The 24278-nt window shown below is 53.8% G+C and carries 25 protein-coding genes and 1 tRNA gene; 15 read left to right on the forward strand and 11 right to left on the reverse strand.

The genetic code is table 11. The annotated features are described in order from the left end of the window. The first annotated feature begins 146 nt into the window (after window positions 1–146). From thrS to EAO82_RS11875, 9 genes are all read left to right on the forward strand, one after another. Window positions 147–2072, forward strand: a complete 1926-nt coding sequence (gene thrS, locus EAO82_RS11835) for a threonine--tRNA ligase (RefSeq protein ID WP_096344609.1) — start codon at window positions 147–149, stop codon at window positions 2070–2072. Next, window positions 2069–2620, forward strand: coding sequence for a translation initiation factor IF-3 (infC, locus tag EAO82_RS11840; protein WP_174959116.1), 552 nt, complete (start codon window positions 2069–2071; stop codon window positions 2618–2620). Before thrS ends, infC begins: the two co-directional genes overlap by 4 nt. Before the next feature lie 62 nt (window positions 2621–2682). Next, window positions 2683–2883 carry a 50S ribosomal protein L35 gene (gene rpmI / locus EAO82_RS11845; RefSeq protein WP_096344611.1) on the forward strand — a complete coding sequence of 67 codons (201 nt, stop codon included), beginning with the start codon at window positions 2683–2685 and terminating at the stop codon, window positions 2881–2883. A 22-nt stretch (window positions 2884–2905) separates the two neighbouring features. Next, entirely contained in the window at window positions 2906–3262 is a 357-nt protein-coding gene (rplT, locus tag EAO82_RS11850; protein WP_096344612.1) for a 50S ribosomal protein L20, read from the forward strand. Between the two features lie 104 nt (window positions 3263–3366). Continuing rightward, window positions 3367–4371: a phenylalanine--tRNA ligase subunit alpha gene (gene pheS, locus EAO82_RS11855; RefSeq protein WP_096344613.1), complete on the forward strand. Its 1005-nt coding sequence runs from the start codon at window positions 3367–3369 to the stop codon at window positions 4369–4371. 39 nt (window positions 4372–4410) lie between these two features. Beyond that, entirely contained in the window at window positions 4411–6792 is a 2382-nt protein-coding gene (gene pheT, locus EAO82_RS11860; RefSeq protein ID WP_096344614.1) for a phenylalanine--tRNA ligase subunit beta, read from the forward strand. A gap of 4 nt (window positions 6793–6796) precedes the next feature. After that, window positions 6797–7099: an integration host factor subunit alpha gene (gene ihfA, locus EAO82_RS11865; RefSeq protein ID WP_036992243.1), complete on the forward strand. Its 303-nt coding sequence runs from the start codon at window positions 6797–6799 to the stop codon at window positions 7097–7099. Next, entirely contained in the window at window positions 7080–7439 is a 360-nt protein-coding gene (locus tag EAO82_RS11870) for a MerR family transcriptional regulator (RefSeq protein ID WP_096344615.1), read from the forward strand. The genes ihfA and EAO82_RS11870 overlap by 20 nt, the downstream gene beginning before the upstream one ends. Before the next feature lie 87 nt (window positions 7440–7526). Further along, a tRNA-Pro gene (locus EAO82_RS11875) sits at window positions 7527–7603 on the forward strand. A gap of 261 nt (window positions 7604–7864) precedes the next feature. On the opposite strand, the gene EAO82_RS11880 is transcribed toward EAO82_RS11875, so the two are convergent. Next, window positions 7865–8950, reverse strand: a complete 1086-nt coding sequence (locus EAO82_RS11880) for a hypothetical protein (protein WP_096344616.1) — start codon at window positions 8948–8950, stop codon at window positions 7865–7867. Between the two features lie 246 nt (window positions 8951–9196). Between EAO82_RS11880 and EAO82_RS11885 the strand changes: the two genes are divergently transcribed. From EAO82_RS11885 to EAO82_RS21175, 3 genes are all read left to right on the forward strand, one after another. Beyond that, window positions 9197–10468, forward strand: coding sequence for a hypothetical protein (locus EAO82_RS11885; RefSeq protein WP_153274289.1), 1272 nt, complete (start codon window positions 9197–9199; stop codon window positions 10466–10468). Between the two features lie 190 nt (window positions 10469–10658). Continuing rightward, window positions 10659–10922: a helix-turn-helix transcriptional regulator gene (locus EAO82_RS11890; RefSeq protein ID WP_096344618.1), complete on the forward strand. Its 264-nt coding sequence runs from the start codon at window positions 10659–10661 to the stop codon at window positions 10920–10922. Window positions 10923–11467: 545 nt separating this feature from the next. Then, on the forward strand, window positions 11468–11983 hold the full coding sequence (locus EAO82_RS21175; protein WP_174958857.1) for an inovirus-type Gp2 protein: 516 nt from the start codon (window positions 11468–11470) through the stop codon (window positions 11981–11983). Here the strand turns inward: EAO82_RS21175 and EAO82_RS11900 are convergent. After that, window positions 11874–13024 (reverse strand): IS3 family transposase gene (locus EAO82_RS11900; RefSeq protein ID WP_153274282.1). Its coding sequence is split into 2 segments (ribosomal slippage): window positions 11874–12787 and window positions 12787–13024, totalling 1152 coding nucleotides; the frame shifts between segments, so codons are not numbered across the junction. The two genes, EAO82_RS21175 and EAO82_RS11900, sit on opposite strands and share 110 nt — an antisense overlap. Window positions 13025–13094: 70 nt before the next feature. Here EAO82_RS11900 and EAO82_RS11905 point away from each other — a divergent pair. Then, entirely contained in the window at window positions 13095–13382 is a 288-nt protein-coding gene (locus tag EAO82_RS11905; protein WP_096346781.1) for an inovirus-type Gp2 protein, read from the forward strand. A 172-nt stretch (window positions 13383–13554) separates the two neighbouring features. On the opposite strand, the gene EAO82_RS11910 is transcribed toward EAO82_RS11905, so the two are convergent. From EAO82_RS11910 to EAO82_RS11950, 9 genes are all read right to left on the reverse strand, one after another. Further along, window positions 13555–13992, reverse strand: a complete 438-nt coding sequence (locus tag EAO82_RS11910) for a DUF1036 domain-containing protein (protein WP_174958859.1) — start codon at window positions 13990–13992, stop codon at window positions 13555–13557. Between the two features lie 59 nt (window positions 13993–14051). Further along, window positions 14052–14873, reverse strand: coding sequence for a hypothetical protein (locus EAO82_RS11915; RefSeq protein ID WP_096346779.1), 822 nt, complete (start codon window positions 14871–14873; stop codon window positions 14052–14054). 654 nt (window positions 14874–15527) lie between these two features. Next, window positions 15528–16016, reverse strand: coding sequence for a RadC family protein (radC, locus tag EAO82_RS11920; protein ID WP_218838612.1), 489 nt, complete (start codon window positions 16014–16016; stop codon window positions 15528–15530). 26 nt (window positions 16017–16042) lie between these two features. Continuing rightward, entirely contained in the window at window positions 16043–16984 is a 942-nt protein-coding gene (locus EAO82_RS11925) for a hydrolase or metal-binding protein (protein WP_096346778.1), read from the reverse strand. 77 nt (window positions 16985–17061) lie between these two features. Beyond that, on the reverse strand, window positions 17062–18069 hold the full coding sequence (locus EAO82_RS11930) for a YqaJ viral recombinase family protein (RefSeq protein ID WP_096346777.1): 1008 nt from the start codon (window positions 18067–18069) through the stop codon (window positions 17062–17064). Window positions 18070–18176: 107 nt separating this feature from the next. Continuing rightward, complete coding sequence (locus EAO82_RS11935; protein ID WP_096346776.1) at window positions 18177–19145, reverse strand: DUF932 domain-containing protein; 969 nt, start codon at window positions 19143–19145, stop codon at window positions 18177–18179. 91 nt (window positions 19146–19236) lie between these two features. Beyond that, a complete protein-coding gene (locus EAO82_RS11940) occupies window positions 19237–19545 on the reverse strand; it encodes a hypothetical protein (RefSeq protein WP_096346775.1) in 309 nt (102 codons plus the stop codon). Between the two features lie 336 nt (window positions 19546–19881). Further along, the gene (locus EAO82_RS11945; protein WP_143520324.1) at window positions 19882–21009 is read right to left on the reverse strand and encodes a hypothetical protein; all 1128 of its coding nucleotides are present in this window, start codon (window positions 21007–21009) and stop codon (window positions 19882–19884) included. Window positions 21010–21253: 244 nt separating this feature from the next. Then, window positions 21254–21793 (reverse strand): DUF1523 family protein, encoded by a 540-nt coding sequence (locus tag EAO82_RS11950; protein WP_096346773.1) that lies wholly within the window; start codon window positions 21791–21793, stop codon window positions 21254–21256. A gap of 279 nt (window positions 21794–22072) precedes the next feature. Here EAO82_RS11950 and EAO82_RS11955 point away from each other — a divergent pair, with 279 nt between their 5' ends. Beyond that, window positions 22073–23077, forward strand: coding sequence for an ATP-grasp domain-containing protein (locus tag EAO82_RS11955; protein ID WP_096346772.1), 1005 nt, complete (start codon window positions 22073–22075; stop codon window positions 23075–23077). A gap of 51 nt (window positions 23078–23128) precedes the next feature. Next, window positions 23129–24265, forward strand: a complete 1137-nt coding sequence (locus tag EAO82_RS11960; protein ID WP_096346771.1) for a trypsin-like peptidase domain-containing protein — start codon at window positions 23129–23131, stop codon at window positions 24263–24265. Window positions 24266–24278 lie beyond the last annotated feature (13 nt).

Below are 24278 nucleotides of genomic sequence, written 5' to 3' on the forward strand. Positions count from 1 at the left end.
TTCAGCGCCATTTGGGGCGCCTTTGCAGTAGCCAGAGAGGGCTGCCGGCAATCGTCAGCCGGTATGAACTGCAGTAACAGGTAACCCAAGCGGACTTTTCCATCATGTGGCCTTGCGTAGGGGTCACCACTGAGAAGGAGCGGCATATGCCCACTATTACTCTCCCCGACGGCAGTCAACGCAGTTTCGATCACCCTGTATCCGTAGCCGATGTGGCCGCCTCTATTGGCGCCGGTCTGGCCAAGGCGACGCTGGCCGGCAAGGTCGATGGCCGTCTGGTCGACGCCTGCGACATGATCGACACCGATGCGACCCTGCAAATCATCACGCCGAAGGACGAAGAGGGGCTGGAAATCATCCGCCACTCCTGTGCGCACCTGATTGGTCACGCGGTCAAGCAGCTGTACCCGACTGCCAAGATGGTCATCGGTCCGGTAATCGACGATGGCTTCTATTACGACATCGCTTACGAGCGCTCCTTCACCCCTGATGACATGGCCGCGATCGAAACGCGCATGCGTGAGCTGATCGCTACCGATTACGACGTGATCAAGAAGGTCACTCCGCGTGATCAGGTCATCGACGTGTTCGAGTCCCGCGGCGAAGACTACAAGCTACGTCTGGTCGAAGACATGCCGGACGAGCAGGCCATGGGCCTGTACTACCACGAAGAATACGTCGACATGTGCCGCGGTCCGCACGTGCCGAACACCCGTTTCCTCAAGGCCTTCCAGCTGACGCGGATCTCTGGCGCCTACTGGCGTGGCGATGCGAAGAATGAGCAGCTGCAGCGCATCTACGGCACCGCCTGGGCCGACAAGAAGCAGCTGGCTGCCTACATTCAGCGTATGGAAGAAGCCGAAAAGCGCGATCACCGCAAGATCGGCAAGCGCCTGGGGCTGTTCCACACCCAGGAAGAAGCGCCGGGCATGGTGTTCTGGCACCCGAATGGCTGGACCATCTATCAGGTGCTCGAGCAGTACATGCGCAACCTGCAGCGCGTCAGCGGCTATAAAGAGATCAAGACCCCGCAGGTCGTCGATCGCGTCCTCTGGGAGCGCTCAGGCCACTGGGAGCACTACTCGGCGAACATGTTTACCACCGAGTCGGAAAGCCGCGACTACGCAATCAAGCCGATGAACTGCCCATGCCACGTGCAGGTGTTCAATCAGGGCCTGAAGAGCTACCGCGAGTTGCCGCTGCGTCTGGCCGAGTTCGGCTCCTGCCACCGTAACGAGCCATCGGGTTCGTTGCATGGCCTGATGCGGGTACGGGGCTTTACCCAGGACGATGCGCACATCTTCTGTACCGATGAGCAGGTCAAGTCCGAGGCCGCCGACTTTATCAAGCTGACCTTGCAGGTATACAAGGATTTCGGCTTTGATGATGTCGAGCTGAAACTCTCGACCCGTCCTGAAGACCGCATGGGCGACGACGCCGACTGGGATCAGGCCGAACAGGGTCTTGAAGCCGCACTCAACGAAGCAGGTCTGAAATGGGATCTGCAGCCGGGTGAGGGCGCTTTTTATGGTCCCAAGATCGAATTTTCCCTGAAGGATTGCATCGGCCGGGTATGGCAGTGCGGTACTTTACAGCTGGATTTCATGTTGCCGGGCCGTCTGGGCGCGCAATATGTTGCAGAAGATGGTGCACGCAAGACTCCGGTCATGTTGCACCGCGCGATCCTGGGTTCCTTTGAACGATTCATCGGGATTCTGATCGAACACTACGCTGGCGATTTTCCAGCCTGGCTTGCTCCAACTCAGGCCGCAATTCTCAATATCACCGACAATCAGGCGGATTTTTGCTCCGAAGTGGAGAAAAGTCTCAATGAAATGGGCTATCGAGCCACTGCGGACTTGAGAAACGAGAAAATTGGCTTTAAGATTCGCGAGCATACTTTGCACAAGACACCCTACCTTCTGGTAATTGGAGATAGGGAAGTCGAATCGCACACTGTGGCCGTGCGCACACGGGAGGGTAAAGATCTGGGTTCCATGACTGTTACCGAGTTCTCCGAATACCTCGCCCGTGACGTTGCACAACGAGGCCGCCAGAATTCGGAGCTATAAAGATTAAACGCGAGATGAGACAAGACAAAAGAGCCGCACAACGCCCGCCGATCAATGAGAACATCACGGCGCGCGAAGTCCGCCTGATCGGTGCCGAAGGTGAACAAATCGGTATCGTGTCCATTCAGGAAGCCATGGCCGCTGCAGAAGAGGCCAAGATGGACCTGGTTGAGATCTCTCCTGATGCAGAGCCGCCGGTTTGCCGAGTCATGGACTACGGCAAGCACGTCTTCGAAAAGAAGAAACAGCAGGCCGTCGCGCGCAAGAATCAGAAACAGATTCAGATCAAAGAAATAAAGTTTCGACCAGGGACGGAAGAAGGGGACTATAAGGTGAAGTTACGCAACCTTATACGCTTCCTAAGTGATGGGGATAAAGCCAAGGTTTCCTTGAGATTCCGCGGCCGCGAAATGGCCCACCAGGAGCTGGGGATGGAACTGTTGAAACGGGTCGAACAAGACCTGCTTGAATACGGTACCGTCGAACAGTATCCGAAAATGGAAGGTCGTCAGCTGATGATGGTCATCGCACCCAAGAAGAAAAAGTAACCTCCAGGGCAACGCCAGGCCTTGCGGTTATCTTATTAACGCAATATGCGGAGTACATGAACATGGCTAAAGTAAAGATGAAGACCAAAAGAGGTGCTGCAAAGCGCTTCAAGGCTACCGGCAACGGTATTAAGCACAAGCATGCTTTCAAGAGCCACATCCTGACCAAGATGAGCACTAAGCGTAAGCGTCAACTTCGGGGTACTTCCGAGTTGCACCCTGCTGATGTGCAAAAAGTCGAGCGCATGTTGCGTCTCCGTTAAGTCAAGGTTGAGGATATAAAGAATGGCTCGTGTTAAGCGTGGTGTAATGGCGCGTAAGCGTCACAAGAAAATTCTGAAACTCGCCAAAGGCTACTACGGTGCACGCTCACGCGTATTCCGTGTTGCCAAGCAGGCGGTCATCAAGGCAGGTCAATACGCCTATCGTGACCGCAAGCAGCGCAAGCGTCAGTTTCGTGCTCTGTGGATCGCTCGTATCAACGCTGGTGCTCGCATGAACGGCATGTCTTATAGCCGTTTGATCGCTGGTTTGAAAAAGTCGTCCATCGAAATCGACCGTAAAGTTCTGGCCGATCTGGCTGTGAACGAAAAAGCGGCGTTTACCGCGATTGTCGAAAAAGCAAAGGCTAGCCTGGCTTAAGCCCTCGTTACGACAATCACCGGAGCCTGGCTCCGGTTGGCAACGTCATTAATAGGGGAAGAGCCTCACCGCTCTTCCCCTATTTTTGTTTCTGGAGTCTGTAAATGGAAAATCTTGACGCCCTGGTCTCCCAAGCCCTTGACGCTATTCAGCAGGCAACTGATGTCAATGCCCTGGAGCAGATCCGTGTGCAGTACCTTGGCAAGAAGGGCGAGCTGACTCAGGTGATGAAAACCCTGGGCAACATCCCGGCTGAAGAGCGCCCGAAAGTCGGCGCCATGGTCAATGACGCCAAAGAGCAAGTCTCCAGCGTGCTGAACGCGCGCAAGAGCGATATGGAAGCCGCGGCGCTGAATGCCAAGCTGGCTGCCGAACGTATCGACGTCACTCTGCCAGGTCGTGGCCAGGTCAGTGGCGGGTTGCACCCGGTCACGCGCACCATGGAGCGGATCGAACAGATTTTTGCCCACGTCGGTTACACCGTCGAGGAAGGTCCTGAAGTCGAGGACGACTACCACAACTTTGAAGCCCTCAACATTCCCGGCCATCACCCGGCCCGGGCAATGCATGACACCTTCTATTTCAACGCCAACACCCTGCTGCGTACCCACACTTCACCGGTGCAGGTACGTACCATGGAAAGCACGCAGCCACCGATCCGGATCATCTGTCCGGGCCGTGTTTACCGCTGCGATTCGGATCAGACCCACTCGCCGATGTTCCATCAGGTCGAAGGCCTGCTGATCGACGAAGGCGTGAGCTTTGCTGATCTGAAAGGTACCATCGAGCAGTTTCTGCGCGAGTTTTTCGAGGCGGATCTGGAAGTACGCTTCCGGCCCTCGTTCTTCCCGTTCACCGAGCCGTCCGCCGAGGTGGATATCCGCCGCACCGTGATCAAGAACGGTGAAGAGAAGGCCGACTGGCTGGAAGTGCTGGGCTGCGGCATGGTGCATCCGGACGTGTTGCGCATGTCCGGCATCGACCCGGAAAAATACCAGGGTTTTGCCTTCGGCATGGGCGTTGAGCGCCTGACGATGCTGCGCTACGGCGTGGGCGATCTGCGCATTTTCTTCGACAACGATCTGCGTTTTCTTGAGCAGTTTCGCTGAGCGCCGCACCCGCAACCCTTTTGAGAGCAGGAACCAACAATGAAATTCAGTGAACAGTGGCTGCGCACCTGGGTGAACCCCAACGTCTCCCGTGACGAACTGGTAGCGCGCCTGTCCATGACCGGACTCGAAGTAGATAGCGTCACGCCAGCCGCCGGTGTGTTCAGCGGAGTGGTAGTGGGCGAGATCGTCAGTGCCGAGCAGCACCCGGATGCCGACAAACTGCGCGTGTGCCAGGTCAGCAATGGCAGCGAGCAGTTTCAGGTGGTCTGCGGCGCGCCGAATGCACGCCCAGGCATCAAGATCCCCTTCGCCATGGTCGGTGCTGAACTAGGTGAAGACTTCAAGATCAAGAAAGCCAAATTGCGCGGTGTGGAATCCTTCGGCATGCTCTGTTCCGCTGCCGAGCTGAAGCTGTCCGACGATCATGACGGCTTGTACGAGCTACCGTCCGACGCTCCCGCAGGCCAGAACCTGCGTGACTACCTGGGTCTGGATGATGCGATTATCGAAGTCGACCTGACCCCCAACCGCGGTGACTGCCTGTCCATTGCCGGTCTGGCCCGGGAAGTGGGCGCCAACTATGGCGAATCGGTCAGCCCGGTGCACATTGATCCGGTGCCTGCGGTACATGATGAAGTGCGTCCAGTCGAACTGCTCGCGCCGAAGGCCTGTCCACGCTATCTGGGCCGGGTTGTGCGCAATGTGGATCTGTCGCGCCCGACCCCCCTGTGGATGGTCGAACGACTGCGCCGCAGCGATATCCGCAGCATTGATGCTGTAGTGGATATCACCAACTACGTGATGCTGGAGCTGGGTCAGCCGCTGCACGCATTCGATCTCGCTGAAATAAAAGGCGGCATTCGTGTGCGCATGGCCGAGGAGGGCGAGAAGCTGGTGCTGCTTGATGGCCAGGACATCAGCCTGCGCGCCGATACCCTGGTCATTGCCGACCACGAGCGTCCGTTGGCAATGGCCGGCATCATGGGCGGCGAGCACAGCGGTGTCAGCGAAGGCACGCGGGATCTGTTCCTGGAAAGTGCGTTCTTCGACACTATTGCGATTGCCGGCAAGGCCCGCGGTTACAGTCTGCATACCGACTCCTCGCATCGCTTTGAGCGCGGTGTGGATTGGCAGTTGCAGCGCGACGCCATTGAGCGTGCCACCGCCCTGATCCAGGAGATTGTCGGCGGTGAAGCGGGGCCAGTGATTGAAGCTGTCAACGAAACTACATTGCCAACCCTCAAGCAAATCACCCTGCGCAGCGAACGTATCAACCAGATGCTTGGCATGCAGATGAAAGGCGCCGATGTTGAAGCCTATCTGTCAGGTCTGGGGCTATACATTACGGCCGACGGCGAAGGGCAATGGCAGGTCGACGTGCCGAGTCATCGTTTCGATATCAGCATTGAAGTGGATCTGATTGAAGAACTCGCACGCCTGTACGGTTACAACCGTTTGCCGGTCAGCGCACCGACTGCGGCGCTGAACCTGACAGCCAAGCCGGAAACGCGCGGTGAGTTGCCGGTGCTGCGTCGCCTGCTGGTTGCCCGCGGTTATCACGAAGCCATCACCTACAGCTTTGTCGAGCCGGGTCTGAACAAGCTCTTTGATCCGGAGATCGAGCCGCTGGCATTGGCGAACCCTATCTCATCTGATATGGCGGTGATGCGTACTTCATTGTGGCCGGGTCTGAGCAAGGCCGTGCAATACAACCAGAATCGCCAGCAGGGTCGCGTGCGCTTGTTTGAGAGCGGCCTGCGCTTCGTACCTCAAAGCAATGGCGAGCTGCTGCAGGAGCCGATGCTGTCCGGTGTCGCTTGCGCGTCACGCCTGCCGGAAGGTTGGGCCAATGGCAGTGACAAACTCGACTTTCATGATGTGAAGGGCGATGTTGAAGCGTTGCTGGGGCAGGGCGGTGCTGGCAACCAGTATCTGTTCGAGCCGGCCGAGCACCCTGCACTGCACCCAGGTCAGAGCGCACGCATCAGCCGTGACGGCGAAACTGTCGGCTGGCTTGGCGCGCTGCATCCGCAATTGTTGACCGAGCTGGACATTCAAGGCCCGTTGTTCGTTTTTGAGCTAACCTTAAGCAGAATTATTCAGGGACGGTTGCCAAAATTCGCTGAACTGTCACGTTTCCCCGAAGTCCGAAGGGACGTGGCATTGCTCGTAGACAAGACGGTCGTAGCCGAAGATTTGCTGGCAGACATTCGTGCAAATGCAGGCGATGCCCTTAAAAACCTCAGGTTGTTTGACGTGTATGAGGGTAAAGGCATTGATCCGCATAGAAAAAGTCTGGCAATCGGCTTGACGTTACAGCATTCCTCGCGCACTCTTACTGATGATGAGGTGAACGCTGTCATGGACAAGGTGCTGACGTCCCTGGAGCAAAGGTTTAATGCCACACTAAGGAAATAAGCCTATGGGGGCTCTGACAAAAGCAGAAATGGCAGAACGTCTCTACGAGGAACTCGGCTTCAACAAGCGTGAAGCCAAGGAACTGGTAGAACTGTTTTTCGAAGAGATTCGCAATGCCCTGGAAAGCAACGAGCAGGTCAAACTGTCGGGTTTCGGCAACTTTGATCTGCGCGACAAGCGCCAGCGGCCAGGCCGTAATCCCAAGACCGGTGAAGAAATTCCCATTACCGCCCGGCGTGTGGTCACCTTTCGCCCCGGACAAAAACTCAAGGCACGAGTAGAAGCGTATGCTGGAACCCAGCCATAACGATGAACTGCCAGTCATACCTGGTAAACGTTACTTCACCATTGGTGAAGTGAGTGATCTTTGCGCAGTCAAACCCCATGTACTGCGCTATTGGGAACAGGAGTTCCCGCAATTGTCCCCGGTCAAGCGCCGCGGCAACCGTCGCTACTACCAGCGCCAGGACGTTCTGATGATTCGTCAGATTCGTGCGTTGCTGTACGATCAGGGCTTTACCATCGGCGGCGCGCGACAGCGACTGTCCGGCGACGAAGCCAAGGAAGACGTCACCCATTACAAGCAGTTGATCCGTCAAACGATCACTGAGCTGGAAGAAGTTCTGCAGGTTCTGCGCACCCACTGAACCTGCCTCACCCCAAAAAAAACTTTCTCATTTCAGATAGTTAATGTATTATGCGACCCGCTTCGACAGACAAAGTCGAAGCATCGTCGGGGCGTAGCGCAGCCTGGTAGCGCACTTGCATGGGGTGCAAGGGGTCGAGTGTTCGAATCACTCCGTCCCGACCAATATTATCAATGACTTAGGCCGGTTGCGAAAGCGCCGGCCTTTTTCATGTCTGGATTTTGGTGCTCCCCGTGACCGTTTGGTGACCGTTTGTGCTTAGCTTAAAATAGCATCGCACAAAGGGTGGCTATTTTTTCCTTAGTGTCATCGGTTGTCTCATTAGCGATGCGTACCCGTCACGTGTGGGCTCTGTCAGCCACAATAAAGTCGCCGACCACCCACAAGGTCTTGAGCCGCTACCGTACTTCTTCTGGCAGCGCTGGCTAGGTCTTAGGCCTGCCAATTATGCTATCTCGCTTCTTCTGCCACTCGGGCCTCTCATCTAGCGCCGCAAGTGATCTTTGTTCCGGTTCGTTTATTGCGGCTGGGCTGCTTGTTGCCTGGCTGGTATTGGTCTCTTCTAATCGGGTTCCTGCTTGATGGCATTCAGGTTCGAGTGCTTTGTCGGCTCTAAAATCTGCTTGTTTCTCGATAGTTTCTTCTGAAGCTGGTGCCTTTGGCTTTGGAATCGGCTGGTTTTTGATTGCACCTGGCTGTCCGTCAGTCAGCATCGCCGATCTGTACTGATACATTGCTTGGTCTGAATGCAGGTCTTGCTGAATGAGGCCTATAAAAGAGGCAGAGATTGACGTCCCCCATGCCGGCAATGGTGGTTTCTGTTTCTCAGGCTTTACTGCATAGGGTACGGCCTCTTGTAGGTAGTTCCAGCCTTCGCGAGGAAGGGCGCGCGCGAATTGAGATAATCGGCCGCGCTTGCCAACGGCTTTACCCACTTCGCTTTTAATATCCTGCTCTATGTCTCGTCTTCTCTGCGTATAAAGATCTTCAGTTTCTTTGCCTGGTTTTTTTGGGTCTATCGGTGCGCCCTGCGCTTCGAGAGCGCAAAGGGCACGAAGAGTCTTGTCCAGATGTTTTCTTGTTTCAGCTATTTCAGCCTTGAGGCGGAGCAGAGCTGCTTTGTCGTCTTTTTTAGTAGCTTTGATCCACGCCTTTTGACTGCCAGCTTCGCCTGCGGCGACGCTGATCAACGAGATCACCACGCTCCTGACGTTTGTTTTTCCATTCTTTGCCAGGGAGCTCAACTGCTTTGCAGTGTCCAGCGACAAATCAAATGATTGAGTCTTCGTCTTGTTCTCGATAGATCTGGATGCGTACTTCAGCCAGGCGCCCCTCATCCTCTTGATGAGCAAAGGATGAAGCTTTGCGCCAACAGAAAGCAGCTCGGTATGACTGGGCTTTTGACCGTCCCGTTGGATTTCCCCTTTGCCTTTCAGATACCGGTACGACCAGCTGACTTGCCTCTGATTGTTCTTGTCGATCCATTCAAGTCCGTTGGCCTTGTTACGCATGCTACTCACTCATCAGTAGTTTTTTCTTGAATGCATTCTAGCTCTAATTCAGACATGTCCTAAATACAAAACACGACATGTCTTACTTAAGAGAATATACAGGCTGTTATTTCTACGACATAATTCGGTCATATACATGTTCTGGTGACGATATACATGTTAAGTGTCGCATTAAGTCTTCGTTTAGACGGGTTAGCTCCTGAAGCTAAATATTTTTTTATACGATTTGTTCAGACGAGCTATGCCATGAGCTCGGTGCCTGGTGGCGTTAAGGACATGGCACTGAGGTTTGGCATTTCAGATCGTATCGTGTCGACGTCGCTAAACGCCCTTGAGGCCTGCGGGACGCTTAAGCGTATAGATCTATCAGCGGGGCCAGGTAAGCCAGCAAGGCAATACCAGCTATCAGAAAGCATTAAAACTAAGTTGAAGGGGGCGGGAGCGGTATTCCACGAGAAGGCGATTATCCGGGTGCTGCAGCATGAAAAAAACAAAGGCTCATCATCAACCCTGTCTCAGATGAAAGGGCTCGATGACCCAACCAGGCTAGCAGCGCTGCGATCTAGGAAGCAGACTGGACGATTGAGTATTGTGAATCGGTTGTTGGTGGCAGTGCTTTTGTGCGGGGCGGACAAGTTCGGGGTGGTTTCAAAGCTAGGTTCTGCATCCATCCGAAATGCTACAGGGTTAAGCCAGGCGCGTCTGATACAGCGGATAGCGCGTTTGGTCAGTCTCGGGGTGCTAAGAGCTTACGTTCCAGGTCACACGAGCTCGATTCTCCTCAAGAAGACCAAGAGCATTTATTTTATCAACCTGAACCACCCTGAGCTCAGCAATGGGGTAGATGTCACGGCCGTTGTCGCGATCAAACCTCCTTTCGCAATGAGGGATGCCGACTTTCCCCTGACTGGGGTGCACCTACGCAGCATCTGGTTAGACATCGAACAAAAAGCAAAATATCCAAAATTCTGCGAATACTCCTCGTATGAGCAAGCGCTCATCTTTTTAAAGAATATGCCTCGCACGTTATTTGGGTTCTTACAGGGGATACTCGAACAAAGCGCTGCGTTTTTACTGTCGAAGCACTGGAGGGATGTTGTTCGTGACGCATCAGGCGAGCAGCGACACATCGAAGAGCTATGCCGGCGATTTGAGGTTGAGTTCCGTGTATTGGCTTATCCGGCAGGGGAGCGCTCAGATAATAACCTCTCTGATATTGTGATCCCGGTGCTCGCTGATATGGCCTTCGAGCTGGCAATAAGCCTTAAAAAGCTTCTCACAGATCTATCGATTCCGGGTTTACAGTTTGAGGACATGGCTATCGTTCCTCAACCTTTCGAACTGGGCTACGAAAGCGTTGTGCTGCTTCTCCAGCCTCGATCAGATGCAAGCTGGCGCGGTTGTCTCGTGTCTTATCCGTTCAAGGACCACATTGTAACGCGCACCTATACCAGCGAGATGGTAATTGCGCCAGGAACGCCAGACATCAATGGGTTGCTGCCACAAGTCATCCCGTGATTTTTATGCACGATGATTAATCTCGTGAACCAGCCTTGGTGGCGGAATCGCCTCGCGTAGACAAGATAACGTCATGGCGCTAGGAAACGCAGGCAAAGCCAGACCTTTTACTGGCGCACCGTTCGCTGAAGCGATGAAGGTTTTTTTAAACAAGCGCCACCCATCCTCTGGACAATATGAGGATGTGATCATGAAACCCAGATTTATTCGAATTGCCGAGGTCCTCGAGAGAACGGGATTGGGCCGCTCAACAATATACAAATATATGGCAGCAGGTACTTTTCCACCCAGAGTTTCGGTCGGCGGAAGGTCGGTATCCTGGTTAGAAAGTGAAATCGACGGATGGATGCTTGCTAAGATTGAAGGGCGTGATCTAGCTTGGCAGACAAGGCAAATGTCAATGTCGACCGCTATTAGTCCGGCATCAAGGGCTGCGGCACATGGATCGCACTGAGGGCTGGGACCTACAATCCTAACGCATGATGCGAGCACCACGGCCTCGTGGCCGTGGTGCTTTTATGCCGTTGCGCAGCTATCAGGACAGCAAGGAAAATCACCTAGCTGGTCAGAATTTTTCGCATGCTGGGGCGGTCCTCTGGCTGGACCGAAACTGGAATTGACGATTAGGTTCTGGCTCAGATAGAAGGGCGTGATCTAGCATGCCAGGATAGACAAATGTGAATGAAGACCGCTATTGATACGGCCTCAGGGGCTGCGGCACTTGAGCCATTTCCGGCTTTGCAAAAATGGGTTTTCCTCGAAGCCTAGTACTCGAGCTAAAGCCCTGTGTCTGTTAGGGCTTTGGCATGGCCTTAACAGCGCCAGCAGGGCCGCGGGTGTATGTATATTACTATAGGTCCAGGGGTTAGATGTAACAGTAGAGACGTATAGCGCCCCTAGGGCTATACAGACAGGGTGATGAGCTTAGGGGTCGTCCAGCTATACGTTAATAATTACAACACCTGCAGTGGTATGAAACCCACACAGCAGGATGAACCAATGAAAATCAGCAAGAGATACAAACGTCTTAAAGCTAACCCCAGCCTTCACTTGCATTACGAGAATCAGTTCGACGGATTTGAGGTGTACACCGACCGGGGACCTCTGATTCGAGAGTTCCTAGACCAATTATACGATACGACTGAGAGGGCTCTTGACCAGTACTCCCGGGTGTTTGCAGCACGATTTGATTTGCGCTTTCCACAGATTGATCCGTTTTTTTGCCGAGACTACGATTCGAACAAGTTCATAAGCACGTTCTTTGAGACACTCAAGCGCCTTATCAAACGTGACCGTGAGCTAGCGGGTCTGGAGCGCAGGGTGCACCAGACCGACGTACGATACGTGTGGGCTAGGGAGGTGGGACGGTCAGGTAAGCCCCACTATCTGAATCGCCCCCAGTATTCTAGACACTCGCCAGACTCTGGTAATGACGCTTTTCGTACTCGACCGGTGACAGGTCACCACTCGTGCCGTGCCGGCGCCTTGGGTTATAAAACATCTCAATGTAATTGAACACGTCTTGTCTTGCAGCCTCGCGTGTTGGATAGATTTGTCGCTTGATTCGCTCCCGTTTGAGTAGCTGAAAGAAGCTTTCAGCTACCGCGTTGTCATGGCAGTTTCCCCGGCGGCTCATGCTGCCCACCAGGTGATTCGCTTTCAGGAAGCTCTGCCAGTCCCCGCTACTAAACTGACTGCCTTGGTCCGAATGAACCATCACACATCCTTGCGGCTTGCGACGCCACACTGCGGCTAACAGCGCGTCTAGCGCCAAGTCAGATGTCATGCGCGGCTTCATCGACCAGCCGACAACCTGACGGGAGAACAGGTCGATAACCACGGACAGATACAACCAACCTTCGTAGGTGCGGATGTAAGTTATATCGGTCACCCATGCAACATTGGGCGCTGCTACATCGAATTGGCGATCCAAGTGATTGGGTGAAACTACCGCAGGCTTCCCACCGTAATGACCAGGGCGGCGGCGATAACCCGTCTGTGAGCGCAATCCCTCGCAGCGCATGAGGCGGGCTACCCTGTGCTTACCGCAAGCCTCACCCGCTTCACGAAGATCCAGATGAATTTTGCGATAGCCATACACGCCGCCGCTTTCCAGCCAAGAGTGTTTTATCTGGCCCAACAGACGCTGATCTTCCCGAGCGCGATCAGACAGCTTGTTGCGACACCATGCATAGTAACCGCTGGGGTGCACAGTCATCATTTTGCACAGGCGGCGCACGGGATATTTGTCCACTTGGCTCTGAATAAACGCGTACCTCAGTCGGACTCTCTGGCGAAGTACGCGGTGGCCTTTTTTAATATATCTCGCTCTTCTGATACGCGCTTGAGCTCGGCCTTCAATCGACGGTTCTCAGCCTGAAGATCATCATCCTGCTGTCGCTGGGCGGTGGGCTTGGAGTAGCGCTTGAGCCATTGATACAGGCTGTGTGCCGACACGCCTAATCGAGCGGCGACCTCGGCAACGGAATGGCCTCGATCTGCCACCTGCTTGACGGCTTCGATTTTGAATTCTTCGGTGTAGCGTGGATTGCTCATTGGACCTCCTGGGTGCCTCGATTATAAGGCCTGGAGGTGTCTACGAAACTAGGGGCGATTCAATCACTGCGTGCTCCTGCTTAACAATGATGCGTATTACAAGCTGGGGTCGCCAAGGCCGGACCGTGCGAACTTATATGGTTTATTGGAGAGGGCTTGGGCGCTGACCCTTCGATTAGAGCCAGATGAGGCCTTTGGTCTGGTGTACAGGCCGGAGGGTTCAGAGTATCAATTGAGCTTGGCTGATCACGCAGACGAGCGTGAGCTGGAGGCTTTCTTATATCGAGCCAGCTACCTGTGTAAGGTCGCTACGAAAGCGTTCGGAGGATTGCATTGCTTTGGATGCAGCGACGTGTAAGGCGTAGCGCCAGCTTACCTGGCTGCGATGCCTGCTCTCAGTGTCCCTGCGTGGTTTGACACGCGAGCAGTGATCTGACGATGCTAAGGCAGGTTGGGTCAGAGGGGATGGAGACCCCTGGCCCAGCTCATTCCATTTGCTATGAATAACGAAGAGAATTCAAAATTGGGTTTCATCCCAGTGTCAAAGTTAAAAGCACATTCCTTTGGACAAAAATGTACAGATTGAATAACTGCTGGTGCCAGCCTGGCGGGCAGGTGTTGTGCCCTTCCAATACGGGCTCTACGCGTTCAAAATAGTCGCGTTGAACACAAAAGAAGCGCTCGATGCCAACAGAATCGTTCACAGGAATCGGGCCGGAGTGAAGTTTGTACGCGTGAATCCGCGGACCGCTGGTCGAAGTACTGCTGACGCTCAGAAATACCGGCATGCCGATGGCAAGTGACCCTACTGTTTGGCACTCGCCAGGCGGAATGGTCCACCACCCCCTCGCTAGCCAAGAATCTCCGAGTGGGAAAAGTGCGTAGTTGCGATGAACGACTGCGACCAGCAATGTATCGTCAGCTTCCTTGGCACTACAAATACGTAGCTCCGCGTCATCGGCCAGCACTGGAGTAGCACTCATCCAGCAGGACAAAGCCAAGATGGAACAGGTGAGAGAGTTCCTTCTCATTTGGGCCACTCCGCTTCTGGAGCCAATTGACCGTCTTCGTAGTACCAAGCTGATGGGTTAAGAGTTTTCGTTTGATATATTTTGCGCCCATCTTTGAGTGTTTCACAGTTTCGTAGGCCACATAAGTCTTTAAGTTCTTTGGTAATTTCAGCGAGATTATTTTTGGCCTCTGCGAGTTGGGCCTCTAACCCCGCCAGTATTTCTTGTTGGATTCTTTTGTTTGCAGCCATCATTTCGTCCAGCTTTTTTCTCTCCGGAGTCATAACCTCATACACGAGGTTGTTCGATGTATTTGACCAGTCAACCAGATCGCCCATGGCCTGTACGGTGACCTCCATCGAGCGCACCTCGACGGAGTCTTCCGCTTCTGCCCAGCCAGTCACAACGTTGTTCGACTTCGCCCAGGCCACAAAATCATTCTTGTGTACATTTGCAACATGTACTCTCGAATCTTGTGATCTGAGAACAACGTACTGGTAGGTAGGAGTCTTTGCTGTCTCGCTCAAATCTATCATCACTAACCAGGTGTTCTGGTCCAAAGGGTGTAGCTTGCAGCGTAGAGGCGGCTTTTCCCAACTGACTGTATATGCGCCATTTTCTATGGTCAGATCCAAAACTTGCTTGATCTCCCCGGCAGAATTTTGTGCTGTAGCGACGAGTTGGGTGCCGCTCGGAAATGGGAAAACCGAGGACTCGAAGAGGGGTTTATAAGAGACTAGACACCCTGACAGCAGCGCCAGCCCTCCCAGCATGATAACGACGCGCAACATAGTCGCTGCCAGGGACAGCTTGAGTAGCGCCTGGAAGTCGTGCGTCATGCTCTTACCCTCCCGGTCTGCACTCACTTATCTAGGTGAATTCAACATTGCTGCGGTTCGGCGTGCTAGCTGCGCCCAGAAGGGTTGTTTGCTATCAGCGTTGATAGCGAAACACAAACACCTACCCTCAAAATTGGACCGTCCTTCCAACCATTTTTCTGCCCGGAAGATAGGTCAAACCTTCAGGCGCCAAAGATAGGTATAGCACCAAACCTTCCTTTGCCAAGGCTTGCCCAAGTAGTAGCGGAGCAGGTGCCAACGAAGGCCCGACTGTATTCTAAAACGCCCGCCAAATGAGCCGACACCCAAAGGCGGCTATGAGCTAGGCTGGGGGTCACCCTATACTTGACCCGAAGGGCGGGCCGAGATGCTTAGCCGATCTCATTTGCCCATGATCCGATTGTTAGAAAAAAGAAAAATATGTACTTCCGAGGTCTCAGACCTCGGAAGCGCGCTAGGACTTATGCATTCCACAGGTATGTTGAGCTTTATAAGCACGACCGGACGTCCATTTGTGCTGGATAACCCTCCAGGTCTTCAACCATGCAGCGCCTCATTTCAGTTAGCTCCATTTTGAATGGCCCCTCGACAAAAATCGGTCTTGCATTTTGACCTCAGGATCCGGCATCCCTCTAATACATGCTCCCGCCATTGTCATAACAGACCTCGTTCTGCAAAGCTCACCGAGTCCGCACCACCAATCACCAAGTGATCTAGCAAGCGAACTTCAACGGTTTCCAATGCAGTCTCCAGGCGCTTAGTCAAAGCCACATCCGCCGTGCTGGGTTCCGGTCTGCCACTGGGATGGTTGTGAGTAAGGATGACGGCGGCTGCGTTGGCATTAAGTACGCTCTTGATCACCTCACGCGGATAGACGCTGGCGGTGTCGATGGTGCCGTGAAACAGAATTTCAAAGCCTAATACGCCATGCTGACTGTCCAGCAGGATGATGCCAAATACTTCGCGCTCCTCCGTGGCGAGCGCTGCCATCAGGTAGTCCTTCACGTGTTGCGGGCTGGTCAGGTAGTTACTGCGCCGAAAGCGGGCCTCCAGAATATTCTGCGCCCAGCTCAATACTTCCTTTTCCGACAAGGGGATGCCGGCAGGCGGCGTCATCGCCGCCTGAGTGTCTAGTGTGTGCATGGTGAACTCCGGGTAGAGGTTAGCTGTTAATTGTTTGGAGGAGCTGGTTGGTCTTGAAGTCCCTGCGCACGCTGCATGATCAGCTCGTGCAGGGTGGGTTGTTCGCGGCGGGCTTTGCGGCTGATGTAGCCTATTTGGCTACCGGCTTGAGGCTGGGTAGTAGTAGGTGCTTCGGGATAAAACTCCTCCAGAACCTGCTCAGCTTCATCATCGCTGTCCTCAAAGGCCCCGTTGAGTAACCCTTTCTGAGCGGCTGCATCCAGCGCTGCCTGTTCAAATCCTGCATCCCGACGGGCGAGATCTAGCGCATTAGCTTGGTTCAGCGCCTCTTCCATGGACAAGCCGGTGCGTAGAATCAGATCCACGTAGTAAATCGGTGTGCCGTGGCTCTGCCGGGTGGATTTACCACGAAGACGAATCTCCAGGGGCAGGCAAGCCAACCGATTGCCAGACAGCGCCTGCAGGTAACTCAGCCTGGCGGTGAGGGTGCGGATGCTGTTGAAGCCTGTTGTTCTAAATACGAAGCTACCCAACAGATCATCATCTCCAATAGCTACATTAAGACGGCCATACGGCTTGCAGGCGCCACCCTTGGCCATGGGACAGCCATCCGGGCTGGGGCAGGGCAGTGACTGCAGTCCTTCACTGGTGGAGCGCTTACAGGTATCACCGTTGCCCACGCACAGCGGACGTCCGCTGGTGCGATCAAACAGGCAATACTCAGCCCGAAAATTCAGTCCTGGGTCGTTAAACAACAGGCGTACCGGGATCGTGCGAATCTTACCGCCTTGATCCTTGCGCAGTTGCTCATCAACCGGATGCAGCACCCAGCCATCCTTGGTTTGTATTTGGGAAGTGATGGTGAACTGGTCATCCTTCTCCGGTAGACGCATGCCGTTCTTCTCGACCACCTTGCCGATGGATATCCGTCCGAGCACGGGCGGTGTAATAGCCAGACCTTTGATCATGGGAAACTCCTAATGGAATTGAATGCAAAAAAGCCGACTGCCGGTTAGCAATCAGCCTTTATATTGGGTAATGGAAGTTAGCTGACCAGGAAGCGCCGGCTACCGGGCTTGCTGGTCTGATATAGGGTTTTCAACTCAGGGCGTGCTTTGAGAAGAGCGTCCAGATCCAGCGCAACGCTGTCCTTGGCCTTCTTCCAGGTAACTGACCCCTCGGCAAAGACGGCTTTGGTGGTAGGCCCCATGGCCTCTTGCAGACGCTGCTTGAGGACCGACTCCTGCGTGCCTAGCTCGGCCAGTGACAGGCGCACCTGTTTAAGCTCGGTATAGGCCTGGGACAGAACCTGGTCTTCAGAGAAGTCCGTCACCACACCGTTATCTTCTGGGTAGAGCAACCGTAATGCTTGGTCAGCGGAATCGGAACCGTCTGCAGGGGGAGGGGTGTCGGTTTCAACGTACCTCCAGAATTGTTGTTCAAGCTCAATCAGCTTCTGGATTAGGATCTCGTCGCGCTCGATCCGGTAAACCTCCAGCTGTTGCCCTCCGAGCAATACCGCAACATCGGCAGCTTGCTTGCCGGTAACCGCCAGCTGGTGCATCACCTGAACCTCGACATACTTGGGGACACCGTCACGCCAAAGCTTTGCCCCGTTGATGCCCGCCGTCTTGCATTCCAGGATCTGCACCTCGGCACTGCCAATCACTTCACGGTCGATATTGGCCAGCATCCAGGGATGCTCTTGATGCTGCAGGACAGCGTTTACCTTACGTACCTTGTTACCCGTTCGGCGCTGGTACTGGGAGGCCACCACTGGTTCGAGTATCACACCCCAAAATACCGGAGCGGTGTCATCATCCGAATTTGGCTTGGCCAGCCCTTGATCACGGTTGGTCTTCTCCAGCCACAGCTCCAGTGGCGATTTGTAAGGGTTCAGGCCGATGGCTGCGGAGGAATCAGAACTACCGATGCCGCGCTTGCGTACATCTAGCCAGTCAGTGCGGCTGAGATCCTTGGTGCTGACAAGGCGAAGCATGCCGCGATTATTTTTGTTGTTGGATGGGATAGAGGTTGATTCGTGTGTGTTCATAACAAACTCCAGACGCAGAAAGGCCCGGTCAGCGCTGGCTGACCGGGCTTATGCCGTTGGGTTAAAAGGTGTGATAGAGCGGGGCAGAGGTCGCTCCCTGACAGGTTTCAAGCAACCAGGGCCAAGGCGTGATCTAGGGCTTTCTGCTTCAAGCTGGCGCCCTGGCCAAACCAGGCCGAGTCCAGACGGTGGTCCACGCTGCGAGAACGTTTATCATGGTCAACATACTCAGTCACTGCATTCAGAAGGCCCCAGACGGTGTGCTGCGCTGATTCCATTTGTGAGCCGCGGCCTTTGCCGGAATACAGCTCTTGTACCTTCTGTAGCGCTCTGTGTTGAGTCAGCTCGCGACGATTGGCTACGTCCTTCTCGGTATCACAGATCACCTGCAGGAAATAACCCAGGGCTTCACCGGTGTTTACCTTGCGCTCCGATAGCGTCTTCATGCGGTACATGAAGTCATCCCACTGCGACACTGAGACCCCGAGCTGGCGCTTGACTGCTTGCGGGTTGAACTCAGTATTGTGCGGTACCCGGATAGACTCAGCCGAGCCGTTCACCGCAATGGCCAGCGTGTTATTGCACACGACTCTTACCGTAGTAGGGGTAGCTACCGTCGCCAGGCTGCCATCACAGGACGTCGCCAGTAGAAGGTACCCACTGACTACGTCATTGCCTTTAAGCACAGATGCCTGGCCGGTGCGTGCTAAAGCCCAGAACTTGCGACCACCTTTGAGCACACCTGCGGTCTCCAGCTCATAGCCGGCGTATTCGGTGAGATCACGGTAGAACTCCAATACGTCGAACGGCTGCACGACCTTATAGCGCTGCGATACCACCGACAGCGGTGCCTTGGTGTCCGAGCGGTACAACACCTTCTGCTCCGGAAACGTATGAATGCTACCCAGATGCGCTGCAGAATCTGACAGGAAGCGCACGGGTGATTCTTCGATCTGCCAGTTCATGCCGGCCTCATGCTGCCAGACTTCCAGTGGTTGATGCGTGGTCAGCTTGTTACCCAGGCCATGCCAGGGTGTGGCGCCAACGTAAGCCATAGTTTCTAGTTGATGTGCCATGGTGATATCTCCAAAACGGCATAGACCGCCCAGGCCAAACGAATGGTCTAGGCGGTTAGCGTGGGGTTAAGAAAGGGGTAGAAGAGGTACGTCAGAAATGGGCGCGACAGTCCAGACAGCGGAAGTGGCAGAGCAACTGCTCGTCCACTAACTTGCCCAGCCGCAAACCGGCAATGCAGCCAGCCAAGGCGCCAGTGACGGCTCCTAGGCCAGCGCCAGCAAGGCCTGCAACTTTATTGCCAGCAACCACGCCTAGACGTGCACCCGCAGCTGCTCCTGTAACAGTGGTGGAAGCGCCACTGAAAGCTCCGGCTACGGTGCCAACGGTACCGCCGATACGCTTGCCATAATTGCAATAGACCACACGCTCCGATTCGCAGCGTGGACAGGGTTTGAGCATAAAGAGCTCCTCATGAGATGGGCCAGTCGAGGGGCTGGCTTTGGTGGACTCATGGAGGTTATGTAGGGCTCTAAATTATTGGAATCGACAAGAGCCGATGAGGCATTCGTCCAATTTCTGGAGGCGCTGTTTTTCTCCAGTTTCAGGCTCTTGGGCTGAGGCAAGGAACTGCTCGGTATGAATGGAAGAAAACGTCTGCGGGTTCTAGGTCGATTCAGGCGCAGCCGCCCCTGGCTCAATTGCCTGGGAGTTTCTGGCTGCTCTCCTTCCGTGATGCCTCACGCATAAAGAAATTCGCCCATTGAGCGAATTTCTTTTGGTCTGCGAACTTCGCGTTTAGCTTCGCGGGACCTCGACCAGTTCGTTACCGTCGATGCGGTAATTGAGGGTCATTTCTTGCGTCGGACAGCACATCGGATCTTCAATGCTGTGAATGAGGGTTTTGACCGAGATGATGCCATTCTCGACGGCCAGCTCAGCAGATTGAGAGTCGACAATGGTGTTTGCAACGAGCTGATACTCGGAACCAGTGTGCAGGAATACCGCAAGGTATCGGGTCGCGATCTCACGCTCCATAGTGTACAGAACGGCAGCATCCTCCGTTGTCTTCCCGACGATGCGTGCCTTGAGGACGCTGCGGGCATCAACATATTCGTTTGCACCTGTCTCGTCTTTTACTGACTCGACGAGCGATGAAATAGCATTATCGAGCGTGCCCCCGGCCGGAACTTCATGGATTTTTCCGGCGGGTTCCGGGTCCGGTGTGTCTTCGACAGGGTCGGTGGGCATATCCATCATTTCCATCACGTCACCAAGAGTCATAATCTTCTTTGCTGAAGCATGAGTATTGGTGTCTGGGATACTCGCGCGGGGGTTGGCCATCAGGTGATCGTGATAGAGTATGTTGTAGCTGGCGACTATCTTGCGAACCGCGCGTTCACTCTTTGTTTCGTCCTTATGGAAGAGACCGTAGAAGAGTTCTTCTGTGTCATTGAGCTGAGTAAGGTCGGCGATAAAATCTTCTGTTTCGACAGTGAGCTGCATCATCCCGCGGACGAGCGCGAAGGACTTCAAGTACCCTTTATCCTGAACGGCAAAGACCATTGTCAGGGTGTGCCCCCTTCCGATTTCTGCGCTAGCCTTGACCAACCTCAGGCCGCTGCTTGCGCGAACTTTAGCAGCGTAATCTGCAATTACATAGTCGATGTCGATATCTGAAAGGAGGTCGTTGTCTTCGAGTGCGTCTTCGAACTCTAGATCTATATCAAATCCCATTTCAGAAAACATTGATCTGATTCGATCATAGGGAACACCGGCCTCAGCGGGGCCCGATATTGGGGTGTAGTGCCAAAGCGTCAGCTCCTCAACGGCGTCACGAGCGTTGTTGGAGAAGAGATAGTAGGGGGTATACAGACCTAGCGAAATGCAGGTTAAAACTAGCCAGATTTTGAATGCTGTGCGCATATAACGTCCTTGCTGGGTGTGAGCGTCCGAATAGCCGAAAAGGAGCTGCTCCAAATTATCCGTAGCGGTCAATTGATACCGACCAATATTTTAAGTTTTTCTCCGGCTGTCACGGCGGTTAGCACACGTTAATAATTGCCGGGCTTGCGCGCGATACAGCTGATCAGGCACTCAATTGCCTACTATAAAGCTCTAACTCCTCATCAATATGGCTTAGAGTATCTCCATTCACATCAAACCAGCTTTAAAGCTGTTCACGTAGCGCCTTCTTTTTACCCAAACGCAGCAATTTGATCGCGATCGTAACAGCCAACATGCCCAAAAGAATGAATAACGCTATGTTAAAAATAGGCAAGGGTTCGTTACGATCCTTGGTTGCCTCGACGTGTGTGATATTCGGGAACATAGATAAGATCTGGATGCGCCAGCCGTAATATCGGATCAATGCGAGCTGGGTGCTATCACGTGAGAATCCCTGCGCGCGTGCCTGTACATCAGCTGAATCGAACTTGAAATACCACGGGAATCCCCAGCCGGTATCCTCGTTGCGATAGACCCTGACCTGTTTCGTATCTGGGTTTTCGGTATTGACGAAATAGATGTCTCGGGTAGGTCCTTCAGCGGGGTTCTCTGCATTGATAACACCATCATCATCAACCCGTTTGACTTCCACGCCGGTGACGTACACGACGTCATGCCGGGGCAACACGTAATAAAGGCCTGTGGCGGTAACGGCGAGGGTAGCTAACACAATAGCGGCAGTGAGCCGCTTGATCCATTTCATCAAAGTTACTCCTAAAGGATGGGGGGATGATAACGGCCCCGAAGCCATTACCAAGGTAGAATACTAAAGACTTGAGCAAAAGTTAGCGGAAATCGTTCTGGTTCATAGCTGTCGGCGATAAAAAAACGGTAATATCAATGGATCTCACAGGCTGCACCAGCTAAGGCCGGTTATTCCAAAAAGGCCGGCCTGATCTCCATCAGGCAAGTCACTCAATTGGCCGGTAATGATTGGCATGCGGGGGCGTTAGCATCATCAACATTTGCCAAGAAGAAAATCATGCTTTTATTCCTTGAGGGACAGTCGAGTCAGCGTGACGTGATCGCTGGCGCGAGAGAAGCTCTACCGGCATCAATTCGCATCTTTGCCTCTCATAGACAAGACCGTCCCGAGATTACGGGTCTTGCTGATGTTGCTTGGACGGAGCCAGCTGACGATTTGGAGCGAGTTGGCTGGGCGATCAACAAAGCTGTAAGCAACGGCATTAAAGTGGTGTTGGCTGGTAAATCCGGACAGCTTTATGAGGCCCACCGGGGTTGCTTCGAGGAGCATGGCATCAACCTAGTGACGGGGTGCATATCCTTAGAATGGCTTCAGATGATTGAAGACAAGGGGCGATTTACTGCCGAAGCGATATGTAGTGGTTTGGCTTGTATTCCAGGAATCCCCGTTACAACATCCGAGGATTTGTTGGTTGCCTACCGTGATCTGGCAGAGCAAGGCCCGGTATGCGTCAAACCGGTGGTTGGAATTTATGGGCAGGGTTTCTGGAGGCTCAGTGAAAACACTGATCCATTTCGCTGTTTCGCAAACACAGATGTTCGTGAAGCAAACTTGGAGGTATTCGCTGATCTCTATGCACGGGCGAAAAATCCAAAACCCCTTCTGGTAATGCCTTACATGGCTGGCAGCGAGTGCTCGATTGATATGGTCTGCGAGGGAGGGAGCGTGATTGCCTATGTTGGCCGGCGCAAGCAAGGCATCTATCAAACATTCGAGCGTGAAGGAGGCGCCGTAGAGCTTGCGATTCGTGCTGCTACGCATTTCAAATGCGATGGTCTCGTGAACGTTCAAACCCGCGATGACGGCAATGGTGTTCCGCACCTACTTGAAATTAATCCGCGTTATTCCGGTGGCATCGGTTATACCCGCGAAGTGGGGGTTAATTTGCCTGGAATCTTCGCCACCCGCAGGCTCAAGCTCCCGGAGCCAACCTCAAGATGGAAAATGGGCGTTCGCGTCAAAGCTATTTCTGTAGCGATCCCCATGGACGGCAAATGTTAGTCTAAAGCTTGCCGAACTGTTATCGTGATTTAAAATGTGGAGATGACACGGATGATTTTTCTCTCGCCTGGGGCAAACGTCAGTATCGGTGGTAGTAACTGCAGTTGGAGTATGGAGAGTGACCGCGGAGCGCTTTTAGGCGATTACGCTGGTCTTGCGCTTTTGCTTCTTGACGGCAAGCGAAACCCATGCGGTAATCCAGTACTGTTTCAGTCACCACAACCATGGATGGAATGGAGCGGTGGCCCTGAAAAGGCTTTCTGTAGAATTTCTCTCGATAGTCTCCCTCAGGGCTGTGAGAAAGTACTGATTGTAGCTTACGTTTACGCGGCGGCCGGGCCAGTTAGCGAGCTTGGCTCGGTGCACTTGATCGTTAACGAGCGTATTGAGCACAAACACAGTCTATCTGGCTTTGGTGAGTCAGCCATTGTCCTGGGTGAGCTCTATATTCGAAATTCGGAATGGAAATTCAGGGCTTTAGCAGAAGGCTCGGCGTATGGATTGTCCGCCCTTGGTCGTCGATTGGGTTGTGATATAGATGATAGTCATCCTAATGACGGGACACAGCGGACAGAAGCTACGAAATCTGAGACGGCTACCGGAACAGGTTTTGCCGTCAGCCCAGTGCACATTATGACTTGCGCCCACGTTATCGATAGGATGAGTGCCATATCGATCGCTTCTTTCGAGGGTCGATACCGGGCGGAGCCGGTGGTTGTGGATGAGCGGAACGACATCGCTTTGTTACGAGTCGATGGCGCAAAGCCACTGTTTCCAGTTACGTTCCGAGAAGGAAAAGGGTGCGAACTGGGCGAGACGGTCGTTGCGCTGGGTTACCCTTTGTCCGGGCTGGCTGGCCGAGGACTACACGTCACGAAGGGGGGTGTTTCGGCACTCTTTGGTATTCGTGACGACTCCAGTCTCCTCCAGTTTACGGCAGCGATCCAGCCTGGCTCAAGCGGTAGCCCGTTGTTCGACAGTTCGGGATTAGTAGTAGGTCTGGTCAAATCTTCCATGGCTGACGCGCAGAGCATGAATTTTGCTGTAAAGGCAGCACTGGTGTTGGCATTTCTAGACGCATCAGGCACGGGGGCATTGCGGAAGGTAGCCAGTACGCAGAGGTCCACTACGGAAATAGCCAGGGATGCGCAAGCGTCGTTATGGCGCATTGAGGCAAGTGCTTTTTAAGGCAGCTCTTTGA

The sequence above is a fragment of the Halopseudomonas pelagia genome (genome assembly GCF_009497895.1).
GTDB lineage: Bacteria > Pseudomonadota > Gammaproteobacteria > Pseudomonadales > Pseudomonadaceae > Halopseudomonas > Halopseudomonas pelagia_A.